The organism is Sphingomonas ginkgonis (genome assembly GCF_003970925.1).
Classification (GTDB): domain Bacteria; phylum Pseudomonadota; class Alphaproteobacteria; order Sphingomonadales; family Sphingomonadaceae; genus Sphingomicrobium; species Sphingomicrobium ginkgonis.
This window is the reverse complement of the sequence record NZ_RWJF01000001.1, coordinates 1,593,664-1,611,750: the sequence shown is the minus strand read 5'-3', so window position 1 is coordinate 1,611,750 and position 18,087 is coordinate 1,593,664. Positions and strand designations below refer to the sequence as shown.

General features: G+C 68.9%; 27 protein-coding genes. 17 read left to right on the top strand and 10 right to left on the bottom strand.

The genetic code is table 11. The annotated features are described in order from the left end of the window. Window positions 1-103: 103 nt before the first annotated feature. Window positions 104-493 (bottom strand): 50S ribosomal protein L19, encoded by a 390-nt coding sequence (gene rplS, locus HMF7854_RS07850; RefSeq protein ID WP_126718591.1) that lies wholly within the window; start codon window positions 491-493, stop codon window positions 104-106. Then, window positions 490-1,239, bottom strand: coding sequence for a tRNA (guanosine(37)-N1)-methyltransferase TrmD (trmD, locus tag HMF7854_RS07845; protein ID WP_126718590.1), 750 nt, complete (start codon window positions 1,237-1,239; stop codon window positions 490-492). Before trmD ends, rplS begins: the two co-directional genes overlap by 4 nt. A gap of 67 nt (window positions 1,240-1,306) precedes the next feature. Between trmD and HMF7854_RS07840 the strand changes: the two genes are divergently transcribed. Continuing rightward, a complete protein-coding gene (locus tag HMF7854_RS07840; RefSeq protein ID WP_126718589.1) occupies window positions 1,307-2,272 on the top strand; it encodes an NAD(P)/FAD-dependent oxidoreductase in 966 nt (321 codons plus the stop codon). Here HMF7854_RS07840 and rimM read toward each other — a convergent pair. The 5 genes from rimM to HMF7854_RS07820 all read right to left on the bottom strand — a co-directional run bounded on the left by rimM (window position 2,269) and on the right by HMF7854_RS07820 (window position 6,440). Further along, entirely contained in the window at window positions 2,269-2,793 is a 525-nt protein-coding gene (rimM, locus tag HMF7854_RS07835) for a ribosome maturation factor RimM (RefSeq protein ID WP_126718588.1), read from the bottom strand. The genes HMF7854_RS07840 and rimM overlap by 4 nt on opposite strands. Next, entirely contained in the window at window positions 2,793-3,272 is a 480-nt protein-coding gene (gene rpsP, locus HMF7854_RS07830) for a 30S ribosomal protein S16 (protein ID WP_126718587.1), read from the bottom strand. The genes rimM and rpsP overlap by 1 nt, the downstream gene beginning before the upstream one ends. Window positions 3,273-3,298: 26 nt before the next feature. After that, on the bottom strand, window positions 3,299-4,786 hold the full coding sequence (gene ffh, locus HMF7854_RS07825) for a signal recognition particle protein (RefSeq protein WP_126718586.1): 1,488 nt from the start codon (window positions 4,784-4,786) through the stop codon (window positions 3,299-3,301). Between the two features lie 180 nt (window positions 4,787-4,966). Then, the gene (locus HMF7854_RS15735) at window positions 4,967-5,422 is read right to left on the bottom strand and encodes a hypothetical protein (RefSeq protein WP_185829203.1); all 456 of its coding nucleotides are present in this window, start codon (window positions 5,420-5,422) and stop codon (window positions 4,967-4,969) included. Between the two features lie 124 nt (window positions 5,423-5,546). After that, window positions 5,547-6,440 carry an outer membrane protein gene (locus tag HMF7854_RS07820; protein WP_126718585.1) on the bottom strand — a complete coding sequence of 298 codons (894 nt, stop codon included), beginning with the start codon at window positions 6,438-6,440 and terminating at the stop codon, window positions 5,547-5,549. 209 nt (window positions 6,441-6,649) lie between these two features. Between HMF7854_RS07820 and dapF the strand changes: the two genes are divergently transcribed. From dapF to HMF7854_RS07790, 6 genes are read left to right on the top strand one after another with little or no spacing between them, the layout of a single operon-like run. Then, on the top strand, window positions 6,650-7,441 hold the full coding sequence (gene dapF / locus HMF7854_RS07815; protein WP_126718584.1) for a diaminopimelate epimerase: 792 nt from the start codon (window positions 6,650-6,652) through the stop codon (window positions 7,439-7,441). After that, window positions 7,438-8,583, top strand: a complete 1,146-nt coding sequence (locus tag HMF7854_RS07810; RefSeq protein ID WP_126718583.1) for a MiaB/RimO family radical SAM methylthiotransferase — start codon at window positions 7,438-7,440, stop codon at window positions 8,581-8,583. The genes dapF and HMF7854_RS07810 overlap by 4 nt, the downstream gene beginning before the upstream one ends. Beyond that, window positions 8,580-9,497 (top strand): signal recognition particle-docking protein FtsY, encoded by a 918-nt coding sequence (ftsY, locus tag HMF7854_RS07805; protein ID WP_126718582.1) that lies wholly within the window; start codon window positions 8,580-8,582, stop codon window positions 9,495-9,497. The genes HMF7854_RS07810 and ftsY overlap by 4 nt, the downstream gene beginning before the upstream one ends. After that, complete coding sequence (locus tag HMF7854_RS07800) at window positions 9,494-10,114, top strand: septation protein A (protein WP_126718581.1); 621 nt, start codon at window positions 9,494-9,496, stop codon at window positions 10,112-10,114. The genes ftsY and HMF7854_RS07800 overlap by 4 nt, the downstream gene beginning before the upstream one ends. Further along, complete coding sequence (locus HMF7854_RS07795; RefSeq protein ID WP_126718580.1) at window positions 10,111-11,055, top strand: ABC transporter ATP-binding protein; 945 nt, start codon at window positions 10,111-10,113, stop codon at window positions 11,053-11,055. Before HMF7854_RS07800 ends, HMF7854_RS07795 begins: the two co-directional genes overlap by 4 nt. Then, window positions 11,052-11,813: an ABC transporter permease gene (locus HMF7854_RS07790; RefSeq protein WP_126718579.1), complete on the top strand. Its 762-nt coding sequence runs from the start codon at window positions 11,052-11,054 to the stop codon at window positions 11,811-11,813. The genes HMF7854_RS07795 and HMF7854_RS07790 overlap by 4 nt, the downstream gene beginning before the upstream one ends. A gap of 25 nt (window positions 11,814-11,838) precedes the next feature. Here HMF7854_RS07790 and HMF7854_RS07785 read toward each other — a convergent pair whose 3' ends face one another. Then, window positions 11,839-12,444, bottom strand: a complete 606-nt coding sequence (locus tag HMF7854_RS07785) for a superoxide dismutase (RefSeq protein ID WP_126718578.1) — start codon at window positions 12,442-12,444, stop codon at window positions 11,839-11,841. Between the two features lie 96 nt (window positions 12,445-12,540). After that, entirely contained in the window at window positions 12,541-13,599 is a 1,059-nt protein-coding gene (pspF, locus tag HMF7854_RS07780) for a phage shock protein operon transcriptional activator (protein ID WP_126718577.1), read from the bottom strand. A gap of 177 nt (window positions 13,600-13,776) precedes the next feature. On the opposite strand from pspF, the gene pspA reads away from it, so the two are divergent. Genes pspA through HMF7854_RS07730 form a run of 10 tightly spaced genes read left to right on the top strand, consistent with a single transcriptional unit; the run spans window position 13,777 to window position 17,533 of the window. Continuing rightward, window positions 13,777-14,445, top strand: a complete 669-nt coding sequence (gene pspA / locus HMF7854_RS07775) for a phage shock protein PspA (RefSeq protein ID WP_126718576.1) — start codon at window positions 13,777-13,779, stop codon at window positions 14,443-14,445. Between the two features lie 4 nt (window positions 14,446-14,449). After that, window positions 14,450-14,749: an envelope stress response membrane protein PspB gene (gene pspB, locus HMF7854_RS07770; RefSeq protein WP_126718575.1), complete on the top strand. Its 300-nt coding sequence runs from the start codon at window positions 14,450-14,452 to the stop codon at window positions 14,747-14,749. Next, window positions 14,746-15,138, top strand: coding sequence for an envelope stress response membrane protein PspC (pspC, locus tag HMF7854_RS07765; protein ID WP_126718574.1), 393 nt, complete (start codon window positions 14,746-14,748; stop codon window positions 15,136-15,138). Before pspB ends, pspC begins: the two co-directional genes overlap by 4 nt. A 30-nt stretch (window positions 15,139-15,168) precedes the next feature. After that, on the top strand, window positions 15,169-15,504 hold the full coding sequence (locus HMF7854_RS07760) for a hypothetical protein (RefSeq protein WP_126718573.1): 336 nt from the start codon (window positions 15,169-15,171) through the stop codon (window positions 15,502-15,504). A gap of 12 nt (window positions 15,505-15,516) precedes the next feature. Continuing rightward, the gene (locus HMF7854_RS07755; protein ID WP_126718572.1) at window positions 15,517-15,798 is read left to right on the top strand and encodes a hypothetical protein; all 282 of its coding nucleotides are present in this window, start codon (window positions 15,517-15,519) and stop codon (window positions 15,796-15,798) included. A 23-nt stretch (window positions 15,799-15,821) separates the two neighbouring features. Then, window positions 15,822-16,157 (top strand): hypothetical protein, encoded by a 336-nt coding sequence (locus HMF7854_RS07750; protein WP_148104696.1) that lies wholly within the window; start codon window positions 15,822-15,824, stop codon window positions 16,155-16,157. Next, window positions 16,157-16,432, top strand: coding sequence for a hypothetical protein (locus HMF7854_RS07745; protein ID WP_126718570.1), 276 nt, complete (start codon window positions 16,157-16,159; stop codon window positions 16,430-16,432). The genes HMF7854_RS07750 and HMF7854_RS07745 overlap by 1 nt, the downstream gene beginning before the upstream one ends. Before the next feature lie 6 nt (window positions 16,433-16,438). Then, window positions 16,439-16,684, top strand: a complete 246-nt coding sequence (locus HMF7854_RS07740) for a hypothetical protein (protein WP_126718569.1) — start codon at window positions 16,439-16,441, stop codon at window positions 16,682-16,684. 19 nt (window positions 16,685-16,703) lie between these two features. Further along, window positions 16,704-17,114, top strand: a complete 411-nt coding sequence (locus tag HMF7854_RS07735; RefSeq protein WP_126718568.1) for a SufE family protein — start codon at window positions 16,704-16,706, stop codon at window positions 17,112-17,114. Next, window positions 17,111-17,533, top strand: coding sequence for a PaaI family thioesterase (locus HMF7854_RS07730; protein ID WP_239016890.1), 423 nt, complete (start codon window positions 17,111-17,113; stop codon window positions 17,531-17,533). The genes HMF7854_RS07735 and HMF7854_RS07730 overlap by 4 nt, the downstream gene beginning before the upstream one ends. On the opposite strand, the gene HMF7854_RS07725 is transcribed toward HMF7854_RS07730, so the two are convergent. Then, window positions 17,530-18,072: a J domain-containing protein gene (locus HMF7854_RS07725; protein ID WP_126718567.1), complete on the bottom strand. Its 543-nt coding sequence runs from the start codon at window positions 18,070-18,072 to the stop codon at window positions 17,530-17,532. The genes HMF7854_RS07730 and HMF7854_RS07725 overlap by 4 nt on opposite strands. Window positions 18,073-18,087: the final 15 nt, after the last annotated feature.

Below are 18,087 nucleotides of genomic sequence, written 5' to 3'. Positions count from 1 at the left end.
CCGCCGACGCTAGCGGTGGCTGCCGGCCCGTTCAAAAGAAAAGCGCGCGGGAAGAAGCCTGCCCGCGCGCCTGTTCAGATCAGTCCGGAAGAAGCGCGGCGGCTCAGGCCTCGCTCTTCCCGCTTTCGCGGCGCGGGTCGCGGCGCTCGGCGATGCGGGCCGACTTGCCGGTGCGGCCGCGCAGATAATAGAGCTTCGCGCGACGGACGGCGCCGCGGCGGACGACTTCGATCGAATCGATGGTCGGCGAATAGAGCGGGAAGACGCGCTCGACGCCCTCGCCGAACGAGATCTTGCGGACGGTGAAGTTGGAGCCGATGCCCTTGTTCGACCGGGCGATGCACACGCCCTCATAGGCCTGGACTCGGGTGCGCTCGCCTTCGATCACCTTGACGCCGACGCGGAGCGTGTCGCCCGGACGGAATTCGGGGATCTGGCGGTCGGCGGTGAGCGCTTCGATCTGCTCGCGCTCGAGGGTCTGAATCAGGTTCACTTCACTTCACCTTGCGTTTCGCGCCGCGCGCCAGAGGGCGGTGCCTGCGATGCGCCCCCATGGCGCTCGATCAGGTCCGGCCGCCGTAGCCGTGTATCGTGGACCGCCTGTTCGTGTCGCCACGCGGCAATCCTCGCATGATCCCCCGATCGCAGCACTTCGGGAATCGTGCGCCCTTCCCATGTCACTGGTCGGGTATAGTGCGGATATTCCAGGAGCCCCTGTTCGAAGCTCTCTTCCTCTCCGCTCGTGGGCGCGCCCATTACTCCGGGAAGCAGGCGGACGCAAGCGTCGAGCAGCACCATCGCCCCGAGCTCGCCGCCGGACAGGACATAGTCGCCGATCGACACCGGCTCGACCGGCCGCGCCTCGAAGATCCGCTCGTCGAACCCTTCGAACCGGCCGCACAGGATGATCGCTCCTTCGCCGGCCGCGAGCGCGCGGACCCGCTGCTGGTCGAGCGGCTTGCCACGCGGGCTCATCGCCAGCATTGGGCGTCCATCGGCGACGCTGTCGAGCGCCGCGGCGAGCACGTCGCAGCGCAGCACCATCCCCGCTCCGCCTCCTGCCGGCGTGTCGTCGACCGAGCGGTGCCGGTCGGTCGCGAAGTCGCGGATATGGACCGACTCCAGACCCCAGCGACCCTCCGCCAGCGCGCGTCCGGCAAGGCTCGTCCCGAGCGGCCCCGGGAACATCTCGGGGTAGAGGGTCAGCACGGTCGCACGGAAGGCAGGCGGTGGCGTCATGGCGCGTGCCTATATCAGCCCGGCCCCGCGAAGGAACCGCCCGCGCCGCCCCGCGCTAGAGCTGCTTATGGACGACATCCTCGACTGCCTGGTGGTCGGCGGCGGCCCCGCCGGCCTGACCGCCGCCATTTATCTCGCCCGTTTTCACCTCGACATCCGGGTGATCGACGACGGCAACAGCCGCGCCGGCTGGATCCCGCGCACCCGCAACCATGCCGGCTACCCCGACGGGATCAACGGCAAGGAGCTGCTGGCGCTGATGCGGACCCAAGCGCAGAAATATGGCGCCCGGATCGAGACCGCGCGGGTTACTCGCATCGACCGCGACGACGACGGGCTGTTCACGGTCGAATGGGGCTCGGGCCGCCAGCGGACGAAAACGGTGCTGCTCGCCACCGGGGTCACCAACCGCCGCCCGCGGATGGACAGCGACCTCCACGACGAGGCGCTCGCCAACGGCCAGATCCGCTACTGCCCGATCTGCGACGGGTTCGAGGTCACCGACAAGAAGATCGGGATCATCGGCTCGGGCAGCCACGGCGTCGCCGAGGCGATCTTCCTCCGCAGCTACACCTGCGACGTGACCCTGATCGCGCCCGACAAGGCGCTGGAGGTCAGCGCGGAGGATCGCCAGCGGCTCGACAAGGCGGGCGTGACGATGATCGACGGCCCGGCGGAAGGGGTCGCGGTGAGCGGCGACTGCATCACCGTCGAGACGGCATCGGGCTCACGGACCTTCGACAGCGTCTACCCGTCGCTCGGCTCCGACATGCACACTCAGCTCGGGGTCATGCTCGGCTGCACGCTGGCGGAGGACGGCTGCTTCTGCTGCGACGATCACCAGCGGACCAGCGTGGAGGGCGTCTATGCCGCCGGCGACGTGGTCCACGGGCTCGACCAGATCAGCCACGCGATGGGCGAAGGCGGGGTCGCCGCGACTACCATCCGCAACGACATCGCGGCCAAGTCGCCGATCCTGCGCGAGCCGCCGATGCCGGAGACCGAGCTGCAGGACGCCGAAGCAGGCAACTAGGCGAGGAACTCGCGGTCGACGACGATGCGGTCGCCGGCGAGATCGGCGATCCCGTCGCGGAACGGGATCAGCGAGGTCCTGCCGCCCGCCAGCTCGACGTCCAGCAGGTCCCCGGCACCGAAATTTTCAACGGCAACCACGGTGCCGACCGGCTCGCCGGACGGGTCCACGCAGGGCAGGCCGACCAGGTCGGCGTGATAATATTCGCCGTCCTCGAGCGGCGGCAGCGCGCCGCGCTCGATCTCGACCAGCTGCCCGCGCAGCGCTTCCGCCGAATCACGGTCGGTCACCCCGGCCAGCCGAGCGATCGCGACCTTGCCGCCGTCCTTGAGGCTGGCGAGCTCGAACGGGCGGCCGCCGACCAGCACCTGCTTCTGCGCGGCGAGCGTGTCGGGGCTCTCGCCGAACAGCTTGAGGCGAAGCTCGCCGCGAACCCCGTGCGCGCCGGCGATCGCCGCCAGCGTGACCCGGCTCGTGGACGATCCTCCCCGGGGATGCCCCGGGGAGGCCTGTCCGGTCATTACTCGGCCGTCTCGGCGCCCTCGGCCGGGGCGCTCTCGACGCTGCCCTCGGCCGGATCGGTCGCGGACACGCCCTCGTCGGTCGGGGCAGCCTCTTCGGCGGCCGGGGCCGCGCTGGCGGCGGCCGCCGCCTCGGCGGCCTCGGCGGCCTTGGTCGCACGCTCCTCGGCGCGCTCCTTGGCCTTCTCGCCCGGCTCGGCCTTGTTCGGGTTGTTGCGGGCAGCGCGCTCGCGGACGCCGGCGGCGTCGAGGAAGCGGGCGACGCGATCCGACGGCTGCGCGCCGGCCTTCAGCCAGTGCGACGCGCGCTCCGCGTCGAGCTTGACGCGCTCGGGCGAATCCTTCGCCAGCAGCGGGTTGTAGGTGCCGATCTTCTCGATGAAGCGGCCGTCGCGCGGAGCGCGGGCGTCGGCGACGACGATGCGGTAGTAGGGCCGCTTCTTGGCGCCGCCGCGGGCGAGACGAATGGAAAGAGCCATGTTGTAATTCCTTCTTCTAGCTTGATTTATTTCTTGCCGAACTTGTCGAAACCGAGCGGCATGTTGAACGGCGCGCCGCCGAGCCCGGGAAGCGCTCCCGCACCCCCCGCCCCGCCGAGCCCGCCCGCGCCACCAGCCCCGCCGAGCAGTCCGCCGAGTCCGCCCGCTGGACCGCCGCCGCCGCCGCCGAACATCGCCGCGAGCTTGCCGAGACCGCCCATCTTCTTGAGCCGCTTCATGGCGGTCGACATTTCCTGGTGCATCTTCAGCAGCCGGTTGACCTCCTGGACGGTGGTCCCGCTGCCCTTGGCGATGCGGATCTTGCGCTTGGCGTTGATCAGCTCCGGCTTGGCCCGCTCCTTCGCGGTCATCGAGCTCATCATCGCCTCGAGGTGAATGAGCGCCTTGCCGTCCTGCGCCTTGTCCATCGCGCCCTTCACGCCCTTCAGCCCGGGAAGCATCCCGGCCAGCGCGCCGAGCCCGCCCATCCGCTGCATCTGCGCGATCTGCATCCGGAGGTCGTCGAGGTCGAACTTGCCCTTGGCCATCTTGGCCGCGAGCTTCTCCGCGTCCTCGACCTGGATCGTCTCGGCGGCGCGCTCGACCAGGCTGACCACGTCGCCCATGCCGAGGATCCGCCCGGCGACCCGCTCGGGATGGAAGGCCTCGATCGCGTCCAGCCCCTCGCCGGTGCCGGCGAACTTGATCGGCTTGCCGGTGACCGCGCGCATCGACAGCGCCGCGCCGCCGCGGGCATCGCCGTCCATCCGGGTCAGGATCACGCCGGACAGCTCGACCTCGGCCGCGAAGCCCTTGGCGACATTGACCGCGTCCTGGCCGGTCAGGCTGTCGACCACCAGCAGCGTCTCGGCCGGCTTCGAGGTGGCGGCGACCGCCTTCATCTCGCCCATCAGCGCATCGTCGACGTGGAGCCGGCCCGCGGTGTCGAGGAGGAGGACGTCATAGCCCTGCAGCCGCGCCGACTGCAGCGCGCGGGCGGCGATCTCGACCGGCGACTGGCCGGGCACGATCGGCAGCGTGTCGACGCTCGCCTGGCGCCCGAGCACCGCCAGCTGCTCCTGCGCCGCCGGCCGGGCGACGTCGAGCGAGGCCATCAGCACCTTCTTGCGCTCGCGCTCCGACAGGCGCCGGGCGAGCTTGGCGGTGGTGGTCGTCTTGCCCGAGCCCTGGAGCCCGACCATCATGACCACCGCCGGCGGCGTGACCGCGAGATTGAGCTCGCTGCTGTCCGCGCCGAGCATCTCGACCAGCGCGTCATGGACGATCTTGACGACCATCTGCCCCGGCGTGACCGAGCGCAGAACCTCCTGGCCGACCGCCTTCTCGGTCGCCCGGTCGACGAACTCGCGCGCCACCGGCAGCGCGACGTCCGCCTCGAGCAGCGCCACGCGCACCTCGCGCATCGCCGAGCGCACGTCGGCCTCGGTCAGCGCACCGCGCCCCCGAAGCTTGTCGAAGACCCCCGAAAGGCGGTCGCTCAGCGTGTCGAACATCCACTCACTCCCATGACGAGCGTCCCATGTGGGAAGCGGCTGGCGCAGGGCCAAACGCAAACGACGCCGGCGGGCGAAACCTCGCCGGCCAGCGTGTCCCGAGGGACGCTCATCGATGTTTTGTCGAAAACGACGGGCGGGCGCTTAGGCGACGGGCGCCCTCCCGTCAAGGAAGGCGGGTCAGGGCCGCGGCTTGGAACCGCCGCCGCCGCCCCCGCCCGGACGACCGCCGCCGGGGCGTCCGCCGCCGGGCCTGCCGCCACCGCCGCCGGGTCGGCCGGAGCCGCCGGGTCGCGGACCGCGCGGCGGACGGCGATCGCCCGGCGGCCGGTCGCCGGGCTGGCGCCGCTCGCGCTCGGGCACCCGGTCGAGCGGCCGGGTCATCGTCTGTTCGCCCTTGGGGGCCACCGCATAGCCCTCCTTGAGGAGCTGGGTGAAGGCGCTGCGCACGCTCTGCCCGATCGCCTGCTGCAGCTCCTTCGGCAGGTCCTCGAACGTGGTGTTCGGGTGGATCGCCTGGAGATCGCGGATGAGCTGGTTGGGAAGCCCGTTCGACGCCGTCTTGAGCGCCGCGATGGCGTCGAGCACGGCGGAGAAGATGACGGACTGCATTACGTCGATGGCGGCTCTGGCCATGGTCGGGCGGGCTTTCGTGGAAGTAAGTCTCGACGGCCCTAGAGAAAGGCGCCGCAAAGGAGAAGGCCCCCCGCCCTTGCGGGGCGAGAGGCCTTCGTTCGGTCAGCTGGTTCCGGCCGACGGCTTAGCCGCGCTCGGGAGCGGGCGGCGGCGGCGGCGGGGGCGGCGGCGGCGGCGGCGCCGGGCAGACCGCGGTCACGTCGATCACCGACCCGTCCGGGCAGGTCTGGGTCGCCGGAGCCGGGGCCGGGGCGGGTTCCGCCACTGGTGCCGGCGGCGGCGGCGGCGGAGGCGGCGGGGCCGCATCGCTGCCGCCGAAGTTGAACACCAGGCTGGCGAGCAGACTGTGCGACTTGAACTTGCCGCGCTGGTCGAAGCTGTAGTTGGTCGTCGACGGCGCGAAGGTCGCATTCTCGACGAAGTTCAGCTTGCCGGTCTGGAAGTAGCGATACTTGAGGCCGAGATCGACGTTCGGGGTGATCGGGTAACGCACGCCGGCGATCCCCTGCCACGCCCATGCCGTGTCGCGGTCGCCGAGCATCTTGACCCGGGCCCGGCCGGCGCCGCCGCCGGCATAGAAGTTCAGGCTGTCGGGCGAGCCGATGTCGAACAGGCCGTTCAGCATCGCCGAGTAGACGCGCGCATGGCCGCCGGTCGCGAAGCTGCCGCTGGTGACGGTCGTGCCGGTCGCGGTCGACAGGTCGGTCGTCAGCGCGCTGCTGGCGGTGACGCTGCGGATCCGCGAGCGCTTGTAGCCGAGCTCGCCCTCGAGCCGGAAGAAGCCGAAGTCGTAGCCGAGCAGGGCGTCGACGTCATAGCCGCGCTTGAGATCGACGCTCGTTCCCCGGTTGTACGACGTGGTGGTCGTGTTCGCGCTGTTGGTGGTGGTGAGGTCGAAATTCAGATTCCGGGGAAAGAGAATGCCGCCCTCGACGCCGGCGTAGGGCGCGCCGTCGCGGGCCATGGCCGGAGAAGCGATGGCCATGGCCGTCGCCGCTGCGAGGAGATATTTACGCATGAGTATTCAAGTCCTTCGTGGTTCCGCAGGGGAGCCCGCTCAACAAGGCAGGACGGCGGAGGTTCGATGAATTCCGCACCTGCGAAGGCGAAGGCGACCGTACTGTGGCCGATGGGCAACAAATCCGCGGTGAGCTGTTGCCCAAAGTGAACAGCAGATGAACATGGCCCCGGTGGACAGCGTGGCGGGGCTTACCTAAGTCGCGGCGGATGCGCCGACGGTTCGACAAGATGGAAGGGCTCGGAAACGACTTCGTCATCTTCGACGCGCGCCGGGAAGCGCTCGCCATGGATGCCACGCTCGCCCGGCGACTGGCCGACCGGCAGCTCGGAATCGGCTGCGACCAGCTGATCCTGCTCGAACCCTCCGACCGCGCCGAGCTGCGGATGCGGATCTGGAACCACGACGGGTCCGAGGTGCAGAGTTGCGGCAATGCCACGCGCTGCGTGGTGGCGCTGACCGGGGCGCGGACCATCGAGACCGCCGGCGGCCTGCTCAGCGGCAGCGCGGCCGGCGACCGGATCGAGGTCAGTCTCGGCGAGCCGCGGTTCGGCTGGGACGAGGTCCCGCTCGACTACCCGATGGACACGGCCGCCCTGCCGATGCGCTGGGGCCCGCTGGAAGGCCCAGCGGCGCTCAGCGTCGGCAACCCGCACCTCGTCTTCTTCGTCCCCGACAGCGCCACGGTCTCGCTCGACGAGCTGGGACCGGCGATCGAGCATGATCCCGCCTTCCCCGAGCGCATCAACGTCAACGTCGCCAGCATCGCGCCCGACGGCGCCCTCCAGCTGCGCACCTGGGAGCGCGGTGCCGGCCTCACCCGCGCCTGCGGAACGGGTGCCTGCGCGACCGCGGTGGCCGCGATCCGCGCCCGCCGCGCGGTCTCACCGGTCGAGGTCCGAATGACCGGCGGGACGTTGAGGGTCGCCTGGGCACCCAGCGAGCCCATTCGGATGACCGGCGCCGCCACCCACGTCTTCTCGGGCGAAATCGCGCTGTGAGCGTCGAGGCGATTACGCTCGGCTGCCGGCTCAACTTCGCCGAGAGCGAGACGCTCAAGAAGCGCTTCGCGGCCACAGACGGCGACACGCTGATCGTCAACAGCTGCGCCGTCACCAACGAGGCGGTGCGCCAGACCGCGCAGGCGATCCGCCGCGCCCGGCGCGAGCGGCCCGCCGCCCGGATCGTCGTCGCCGGCTGCGCCGTGCAACTGGAGCCGCAGCGCTTCGCCGCCATGCCCGAGGTGGACGCGGTCGAGACCCGCGACTTCGCCGCGCCACTCGCCACCGCCGCTGGCTACCGCGCGCGCGTCCGCAGCTTCGTCGCGGTGCAGACCGGTTGCGACCATCGCTGCACCTTCTGCTCGATCTGGCAGGCGCGCGGACCCAGCCGCTCCCTCCCTTTCCCCGCCATCCTCGACGCGGTCCGCAGCGAGCTTGACTCCAGCGCCCGCGAGATCGTTCTGACAGGGGTCGACATTACCGACTACCAGGGCGGGCTAGGGCGGCTCTGCCAGGCCCTGCTCGCCGCCGAGCCACGCCTCCAGCGCCTCCGCCTCTCCTCGCTCGACAGCGTCGAGATCGACGACGCCTTGCTCGAGCTGGTCGCCGGCGAGCCGCGGCTGATGCCGCACTTTCATCTCTCGCTGCAGCATGGCGACGACCTCATCCTCAAGCGCATGAAGCGGCGGCATTTACGGCGCGACGCGGTTCGCCTCGTCGAGCGGATCAAGACCGCCCGGCCCGACGCGACGATCGGCGCCGACCTGATCGCCGGCTTTCCCACCGAGAGCGAAGCCGCCTTCGCCAGTCTCGTCAGCCTGCTCGACGAATGCGACGTGATCGCCGCGCATGTCTTCCCCTTCTCCGCCCGGCCGGACACGCCCGCCGCGCGCATGCCGCAGCTGCCGCGCGAGACGGTCAAGGCGCGTGCCGCCGAGCTTCGCGCGCGGGCGGCGGAGCGGCGCTCCTCCTGGCTCGACGGGCTGGTCGGAACGACCGTTCACGGCCTGATCGAGAACAGGGAGAAGGGCCACAGCGACACGTTCGCGCCGATCCTTGTCAGCGGCTCCGCGAGAGGCGACATGGGCGCCATTCAACTCACCGGCCGGACGGCCGACCATCTGATCGGACAATTCGCATGAGCTGGATGGACCGCCTGCGCGGCGGCTTCGCCAAGACCGCCGAGCGCATCGGCGACAATCTCACCGGGCTCGCCACCCGCCAGGCGCTCGACACCTCGACGCTCGACGATATCGAGGAGGCGCTGATCGCCTCGGACCTCGGTCCGGAGGCGTCCCGGCGGATCCGCGAGGCCATCGCCGCGCGCCGGTTCGAGCAGCTCGACGAGCGCGGGCTGCGCACCATCCTCGCCGAGGAGATCGAGAAGATCCTCGCCCCGGTCGCCCGCCCGCTCGAGGTCACCGGCTTTCCAAGACCGCACGTCGTGCTCGTCATCGGCGTCAACGGCTCGGGCAAGACGACCACCATCGGCAAGCTCGGCCACTGGCTGCAGGAGCAGGACTATGGCGTCATGCTGGCGGCCGGCGACACCTTTCGCGCCGCCGCGATCGAGCAGCTCAAAATCTGGGGTGAGCGGATCCACGCCCCGGTGATCGCCGGCAAGGAAGGCGGCGACGCGGCGGGGATCGTGTTCGACGGGGTCAAGCAGGCTGCCGCAACCGGGATCGACGCGCTGATCGTCGACACCGCCGGCCGTCTCCAGAACAAGTCGCACCTGATGGACGAGCTGGCCAAGGTCCGCCGCGTGCTCGGCCGGCTCAACCCGGAAGCGCCGCACGACGTGGTGCTGGTGCTCGACGCCACGACCGGCCAGAATGCGCTCAACCAGATCAAGGTATTCCGGGAGACGGCGGGGGTGACCGGGCTGATCATGACCAAGCTCGACGGGACGGCGCGCGGCGGCATCATGGTCGCGGCGGCCGAGCAGTTCGGCCTTCCCATCCACGCCATCGGGGTCGGCGAGGGCGTCGACGACCTTCGCCCGTTCGACCCGCGCGCGGTCGCTCGCGCCATTGCCGGGCTGCCCCCGGCATGAGCCGCGCCCAGGAAGAGCCGAGCGGCTTCGGCCGGCTGCTGATCGACGTCGGGCCGCTGCTCGTCTTCTTCATCGCCAACTATGCCGCGCCCGTCCCGCACGTGATGCGCATCTTCGTCGCGACCGGCGCTTTCATCGTCGCGATGATCGCCGCGATGCTCTTCTCGGCGATCCGCTACCGCCGCATCTCGCCGCTCCTCTGGTTCTCCGGCGTGATGGTGGTGGTGCTCGGCGGGCTGACCATCTGGCTCCACAACGAGACCTTCATCAAGATCAAGCCGACCATCTACTATCTCCTCGTCTCCGGCATCCTCGGCTTCGGGCTGTTGAGCGGCCGCCCGATCCTCAAGCAGGTGCTCGGCAGCGCCTACCCGGGGCTGGAGGAGGAAGGCTGGCGCAAGCTCACCCGCAACTGGTCCCTGTTCTTCCTGTTCATGGCCGCGCTCAACGAGACGGTATGGCGGCTCACCACCACCGACTTCTGGGTCGGGTTCAAGCTGTGGGGCGCGCTCCCCCTTACCTTCCTGTTCGCCGCGCTGAACGTGCCGATGCTCCTGCGCCACGGCCTCAACCGCGACGAGGCCGAGCAGGCGAGCGAACCGGCGCCGATCGAGTGAGCGATCCCGTCCTCTCCATCCGCGGCCTGTCCAAGCGCTACGACAGCGGCACCGAGGCGCTGAAGACCGTCGACCTCGATATCGAGCGCGGGGAGATCTTCGCGCTGCTCGGCCCCAACGGCGCGGGCAAGACGACGCTGATCTCGATCGTCTGCGGGCTGGTCAACGCCTCGACCGGCACCGTGCTGGTCGACGGCGCCGACTGGCGCAGCGACTATCGCCGCGCGCGCAGCCGGATCGGGCTGGTCCCGCAGGAACTGACCACTGACGCCTTCGAACCGGTCTGGTCGACCGTCAGCTTCAGCCGCGAGCTGTTCGGCAAGCCGCGCAACCCGGCCAAGATCGAGGAGGTCCTCCGCGCTTTGTCGCTGTGGGACAAGCGCAAGACGATCATGAAGGAATTGTCGGGCGGGATGAAGCGCCGGGTGATGATCGCCAAGGCGCTCGCCCACGAGCCCGAGATCCTGTTCCTCGACGAGCCCACGGCCGGGGTCGACGTCGAACTCCGCCGCGACATGTGGGCGATGGTCCGCCGCCTGCGCGACCAGGGCACCACCATCATCCTCACTACCCACTATATCGAGGAAGCCGAGGAGATGGCCGACCGCGTCGGGGTCATCAACAAGGGCGAGCTGATCCTCGTCGAGGAAAAGCGCGAGCTGATGAAGAAGCTCGGCCACAAGGACTTGGTGCTCCACCTCGCCGAACCGCTCGCGGCCATCCCGCCCTCGCTCGCCGAGTGGAACCTCCGCCTTTCCGACGACCGCCGCGAGCTCGTCTACCGCTTCGACAGCCGGGCCGAGCGCACCGGCGTGCCCTCGCTGCTCGCCGCGCTGCGCGACGCCGGCATCGGCTTCAAGGACCTCGACACCCATGAATCGAGCCTGGAGGACATCTTCGTCGGGCTGATCCATCAGCAGCGCTCGGGAGCGGCCGCATGAACTGGCGCGGGATCTGGGCGATCTACAAGTTCGAGATGCACCGCTTCCGGCGGACGCTGTGGACCGGGCTCGCGGTGCCGGTGATCACCACCACCCTCTACTTCATCGTCTTCGGCTCGGCGATCGGCGGCCGCATCCGCGAGGTGAACGGGATCGATTATGGCAGCTTCATCGTCCCCGGGCTGATGATGCTGAGCCTGTTCAACGAGAGCATCTTCAACGGCAGCTTCGGCATCTACATGCCGCGCTTTACCGGGACCATCTACGAGATTCTCTCCGCGCCGCTGTCGGCATTCGAGACGGTGGTCGGCTATGTCGGCGCCGCGGCGACCAAGGGCAGCGCGGTCGCGCTCGTCATCTTTATCACCGCACACCTGTTCGTCTCGGTGAGCGTTGCGCACCCCGTGCTGATGCTGCTCTACCTGCTGCTGGTCGCGGTGACCTTCTGCCTGTTCGGCTTCATCGTCGGGGTCTGGGCCAAGGGGTTCGAGCAGCTCCAGATCATCCCGCTGCTGGTGATCATGCCGATGACCTTCCTCGGCGGCGCCTTCTACTCGATCACCATGCTCCAGGAGCCGTGGCGGACGGTGACGCTGTTCAACCCCGTGGTCTACCTCATCAACGCCTTCCGCTGGACCTTCTTCGGCACCGCGGACGTGGCGGTCGGGACCGCGCTGGGCGCGACCTTCGCCTTCCTGGCGGTGTGCGTCGCGCTGGTCTGGTGGATCTTCCGCACCGGCTACCGGCTGAAGGCCTGAGCCTCCAGCCGGTCACCGTCGGGCCTCAGCCGAGCCGGGCGAACCGCTCGTTGGCCTTGTCCCAGTTCACCACGTTCCACCACGCCTTGAGATAGTCGGCGCGGCGATTGTTGTAGGTGAGGTAATAGGCGTGCTCCCACACGTCGTTGCCGAGGATCGGGGTATAGCCGCCCTCGACCACGTCCATCAGCGGGTTGTCCTGGTTCGGCGTCGACAGCACCTCCAGCTCGTTGCCGCGACCGGCGAGCCAGACCCAGCCCGAGCCGAACTGGCCCGCGCCCTTGGCGTTGAACTGCTCCTGGAAGCTGTCGAACGAGCCCCACTTGCCATTGATGGCCTTGAGCAGGTCGCCGCCCGGCGTGCCGCCGTCTGGGCTCATCGTCTCCCAGAAGAAGCTGTGGTTCCAGTGGCCGCCGCCATTGTTGCGGACGACCGGCGGAAGCTTGCTCGCCTGCTGCAGCAGTTCCTCCAGGCTCTTGCCCTGGAGATTGCTGTCGCCGTCCACCGCCTTGTTGAGGTTGTCGACATAGGTCTGGTGGTGCTTGTCGTGGTGCAGCCGCATCGTCTGCTCGTCGATGGTCGGCGCCAGCGCGGCATAGTCGTACGGCAGCGGGGCAACTTCATAGGCCATGGAAGGGCTCCTCGGGGTTTGGGGATACCCCGCCCTACGCCGCGGCGGGGACAAGTCAACGCGCCCGGCCGGCGCTGGTCCTTCGCGGACGGTCGTTCAGCCCGCCGCCGCTTCGCGGTCGAGCAGCTGGTGACGCTTCAGCGCATGGCGGAGCTGGTCGTAGCTGAGGCTGAGCGCGGCCGCGGTCGCCCGCTGGTTGTAGCGGTTCTTCGCCAGCGCATCCTCCAGCACGCCCCGCTCGAACTGGGTGACCGCCGCCCGGAAGTCGTTGACCTCCTCGCCCGCCACCCCCGCCGCCGCGGCCGGGGCGGTCTCGACGACCGGCTCCGGCCCCGGCGCCTGGACCGGGTGGACCAGCGTCGGCGTGGTCCGCTGCGGCGCCCACGGCGAGGCGAAGGGATCGAAGACGATTTCGTCGACCGTCCGCTCCGGGTCCTCGTGCCGGTAGACCGCGCGCTCGACCACGTTGCGAAGCTCGCGCACATTGCCCGGCCAGCCATAGCCGTCGAGCGTCGCCAGCGCCTCCGGCGAGAAACCCGGCCAGCCCGGCCATTCCAGCTCGGCCGCCATGCGCCGGGCGAAATGCTCGGCCAGCAACGGCACGTCGCCGGTGCGCAGCCGCAGCGGCGGCAGGGTCACCACCTCGAAGCTCAGCCGGTCGAGGAGGTCGGCCCGGAACTTGCCCCGCTCGACCAGCCCGGGAAGATGCTCGTTGGTGGCGGCGACGATGCGGACGTCGACCCGCACCGGCTTGGAGGCGCCGATCCGGGTCACCTCGCCATATTCGACCGCCCGCAGCAGCCGGTCCTGCGCCGGCGAGGAGAGCGTCGCCAGCTCGTCCAGGAACAGCGTCCCCCCGTCGGCCTCCTCGAACCGCCCCTTGCGAGTCTTGGCCGCACCGGTGAAACTGCCCGCCTCATGCCCGAACAGCTCGGCCTCGATCAGGTTCTCCGGAAGCGCGGCGCAGTTCATCGTCACCAGCGGCCCCGCCCAGCGGGTCGACAGGTGGTGGAGGCGCTCTGCGATCAGCTCCTTGCCCGTCCCGCGCTCGCCGATCACCAGCACCGGCCGATTGAGTGGCGCGGCACGGCTGGTCCGCTCGACGGCGTCGAGGAAGGCGAGGCTCTGGCCGACGAACTGCTGGGTCCGTTCCATGGCTGCGAGTTGGCGGGAAATCCCATGCTTTGGCAAGATGGTTCGTACGGCTCGCCAAGCGTCCGTTGGTTCGTTCGCAGAACTCGGGAGGACATTGGCCGAAAGCGGGCATTTGGCACGCTCCCTGCATCGATGGGACAAAGCACAGGGCCCTGCTTTTCGAATACGGAGTGACGGATGAGCATCTTTTCCCGAACGCGGGACATCATGGCAGCCAATTTCGCCGAGCTGCTCGACCGCGCCGAGGATCCCTCGCGGATGATCCGCATGATCATCCTGGAAATGGAGGAGACCCTCGTCGAGGTCCGCGCCTCGGCGGCGCGCTGCATCGCCGACGGCAAGGAAATGCGCCGGGCGATCGGCAAGCTCGAGACGCTTCAGGACAGCTGGACCGAGAAGGCCGAACTGGCGCTCAGCAAGGAGCGCGAGGATCTCGCCAAGGCGGCGCTGATCGAGCGGCAGAAGGCGGCCGACATGGCGGCCGGTCTCAAGGGCGAGTGCGCCACGATCGACGACACGCTCAAGGGCTATGAGGCGGACATCGCCAAGCTGATGGGCAAGATCCGCGAGGCGCGGGCCCGGCAGAACTCGATCAGCAGCCGGATGGACAGCGCGATGACCCGCGCCCGCACCAACGAGGTGCTGAACGGCAGCCGCACGGGCGACGCGATGAGCCGCTTCGAGCTGCTCGAGCGGCGCGCGGACTTCGCCGAGGGGCGTGCCGATGCGATGGGAATGGCCGGGCCGAAGAGCCTGGAGGAGGAGATCGCCGAGCTCCGCGCGTCGGAGTCGGTCAACAAGGAACTTGAACAGATGAAGGCGGCCCTCGCCGCCAAGGGGAAATAGTCACATGGAAGAGGTTTTCGTCCCGCTGATCGCCATCACGGTCCTGTTCCTGGGCCTGCCGTGGCTGATCTTCCACTATGTCACCAAGTGGAAGAGCAGCGCGAAGCTGACCGACAGCGACGAGAAGCTGCTCGACGAGCTGCACGAGATGGCCCGCCGTCTCGACGACCGGCTCTGCTCGATCGAGCGGATCATGAACGCCGAGAATCCCGGCTGGCGGCAGCAGTGCCTGCCCGACAACAGCGTCGACGCGATCCGCGCCGAGCTGGAGCGCAGCCGGGCCATGCAGGAGACCCGTCGATGAGCGTCCAGCCTCCCAGCCGCACCCGCTTCTACAAGGACAAGCGCAACGGCAAGGTGATGGGCGTCTGCGCCGGGATCGCCGACTATGCCGGGATGGACGTCAACCTGGTCCGGATCATGTTCGTGCTGGCCTGCGTGATGGGCGGCGCCGGCGTGCTGATCCCGGCCTATTTCATCACCGGCTGGATCGCCGAGGACAAGCCGCGTGAGTTCGCGACGGCGACCCCTGAGGAGGACCGCTTCTGGCAAGGCGTCCGCCAGTCGCCCTCGTCCAGCGCGCGCAACATCCGCGCCCGGCTGCGCGAGATTGACCGCCGGCTGGCCGACGTCGAAACCTATGTCACCACCAGCAACCGCTCGCTCGAACGCGAGATCGAGCAGCTGCGCTAGCGGCGTCAGCCAATAGGGAGAAGAACGACCATGGATCCGGAAGTCAGCGCCGCCTTCGAGTTCGTCCTGCGCATCCTTCCCCTCGTCGTCGCGATCGTCGCGATCGGGGTCGGCGGGTCGCTCATGCACACCTGGCTCAAGATCAAGAACGGCTATCCGCTGCAAAACGCCTGGGGCATGCCGATCCACCCGAAGAGCGACCAGGAAGCGGTCGAACGGATCAAGCTCCTGACCAGCGAGAATGCCCAGCTCAAGGCCGAGATTGGTTCGATCAAGGACCGGCTGGAGACGGTCGAGCGGATCGTCACCGACCAGCCTTCGCAATTGTCGCGCGAAATCGACGCGCTGCAGATCACTCGTAACTAGGGGACCCCTGTCATGCATGATGTCGCCAGCTGGATCTGGGTATTGATCCCGCTTGCCGCGATCGGGATCGCGCCGTTCAAGATGTGGATCCGGGTCAAGGAGCGTCAGCTCGACGCGCAGACCGGCCTCGCCGCCGAGAAGAGCGCGCAATATGCCCAGCATGTCGAGCGCATCGAACAGCGCCTCCGGGTGCTCGAGGAGATCGTCACCGATCGCGGCGTCGAGACCGCGGCGCAGATCGAGGCGCTCCGCCGTCAGCCGGTCGTTCCGATCGGTCAGGGCGAACAGCGGTAAGCCCGCCATAACAGGGAGAGATGATGATGGATCAGGTCATCGGCTTGATTCCCGTCCTTGGCATCCTGGTTGGGCTGGTCGCGGTCTGCGGCTGGATCTTCACGACCTGGCTTCGGGTTCGGCACGGCTATCCGCTCGACAGCTTCGGCAAGCCGGCGCACCCGGTGGCCGGCGAGGCGGCGCTTGATCAGATCAGAACCCTTGTCGCGGAGAATGCCCGCCTTCGCAGTGACCTCGACCGGCTCGCGGGCCGGGTCGAGACGGTCGAGGAGATCGTCACCGACCGGGGGCTCGAGACGGCCGCCCAGATCGAGGCGCTGCGCAGGCAGCCATCCCCGCGCCAACTTGGAGATGCATAATGGAACCCGGTGACGTTTTCGGCCTGTTGATTGCCTTCCTGCTCCCCACCATCTTGCTCCTCTATCTCGCGCGCCGCTGGTTCAACCTGCGCGAGAAGAGGCTGGAAGTGGAGGCCCGCGTGGTGGCAGAGAAGACGGCGCAATATGCGGCCAGCAACATGGAGCTGGAGCACCGGGTACGAATCCTCGAGCAGATCGTCACCGATCGCGGGCTCGAGACCGCGTCGCAGATCGAGGCGCTGCGGGCCAGGCCGCGCCTCTCGGTGGGAGAGTAAGGACCGATGAACCCGTTCGAGTTCGTGCTGACCGTCCTGGGCATGGTGTTCCTGTTCACCCTGATGAAGCAGCGCATGCGGGTCCGGCACCGCTGGGAGCATCCCGAGGTGGACGCAGATGCCGGCGTCGAGACCCGCCAGCTTCGCGACGAGGTCCGCCAGCTCAAAGACCGGATCCAGGTGCTCGAGCGGATCGCGGTCGAGAAAGAGGACACGCTCTCGCGCCAGATCGAGGAATTGCGCCACCGCTAGGCTCTGCTAGGCGCTGGCCATGACCCTCCCCGCGCTGTCCGACATCTTCGACGATTATGAGCTGCTGGACGGCGAGGAACGCTATCGGCTGCTGATCGAGCTGGGCCGCTCGCTCGAGCCGATGCCCGATCCACTCAAGACCGACTCGACCAAGGTGCGCGGCTGCTCGGCGTCGGTCTGGCTCTACGCCATGCCGCAGCCGGATCATCGCCTCCATTTCCTCGCCGACAGCAATGCCGCGATCACCAAGGGGATTGTGGCGCTGGTGCTGTCGGCGGTGCAGGACCGGCCCGCAGAGGAAATCCTGGCGATGGACATCCCGACTGAGCTCGCCCGGTTCGACCTGTCGCGCCAGCTCTCGTCCAACCGGACGCAGGGCATTCCCAACATGATCGCGCTGATCAGGGACACGGCGGCACGGCTCGCGTGAGCGGATTCGATATCGCCAGCTTCTTCGAGATGGCGCGCCACGTCGGTCACGCCAAGGCGATCGGGCTCCAGTTCCGCGCCGCTGGCGACGATTGGGTCGAGATGGCCCTTCCCTGGCGTCCGGAGCTGGTCGCTTTCTCGAGCAGCGGGATCATGGCCTCGGGACCGATCGTCAGCCTCGTCGACACCTGCTCCGGAGTGTCGGTATGGACTGCCCTCGGCGCCTACCGGCCGAGCGTCACGCTCGACCTCCGCCTCGACTATCTCCGTCCCGCCGTTCGCGGCGAGACCGTCGTGGCCCGCTGCCACTGCACCAGCATCACCCGCCAGATCGCCTTCGTGTCGGGGGTGGCGCACGGCGGCGACCCGGACCGGCCGATCGCCCGAAGCGCGGGCACCTTCATGCTCGACGGGGTTTAGGCGGCGTCGCCCGCCGCCCTTCGTTCCTCCGCCTTGCGCAGCACGTCATAGGCGGCCTGCACCTGCTGGAAGCGCTTGGCCGCCTGCTCGTCGCCGGGGCGGACATCGGGATGATGTTCCTTGGCGAGCCGGCGATAGGCCGTCTTGATCGCGGTCATGTCCGCATCGCTGTTGAGGTCCAGCGCGTCGAGCGCGCGCATCTCGTCGCGGCTCCGGCTGCCGTCCCCCGCTCCACCCCACTGCCAGTGCGAGGAATGCCGATAGCCGCGCGCCCCGGCGCTCTCGCTCCGCTCGCGCTCGGCCGCCGCCTCGGCGTCCAGTCCCTCGAAGTAATTCCAGTTCTTGTTGTACTCGGCGGCATGCGCCTCACAGAAATACCAGCGGTCGGGGCTGTTGGGGCTCTTGGGCGCGGGCCGGTCGCCGGCCTCCTCGCAGCCTTCGCGATCGCACAGCCGGATGCGCGCCGCGCCGCGCTGCTTGTCACCATAGGACCGCCAACGCGGGAATCCCCAATCGTCCGAACGAGTTTGCCGTACCATCGCGGCCCTAATTAG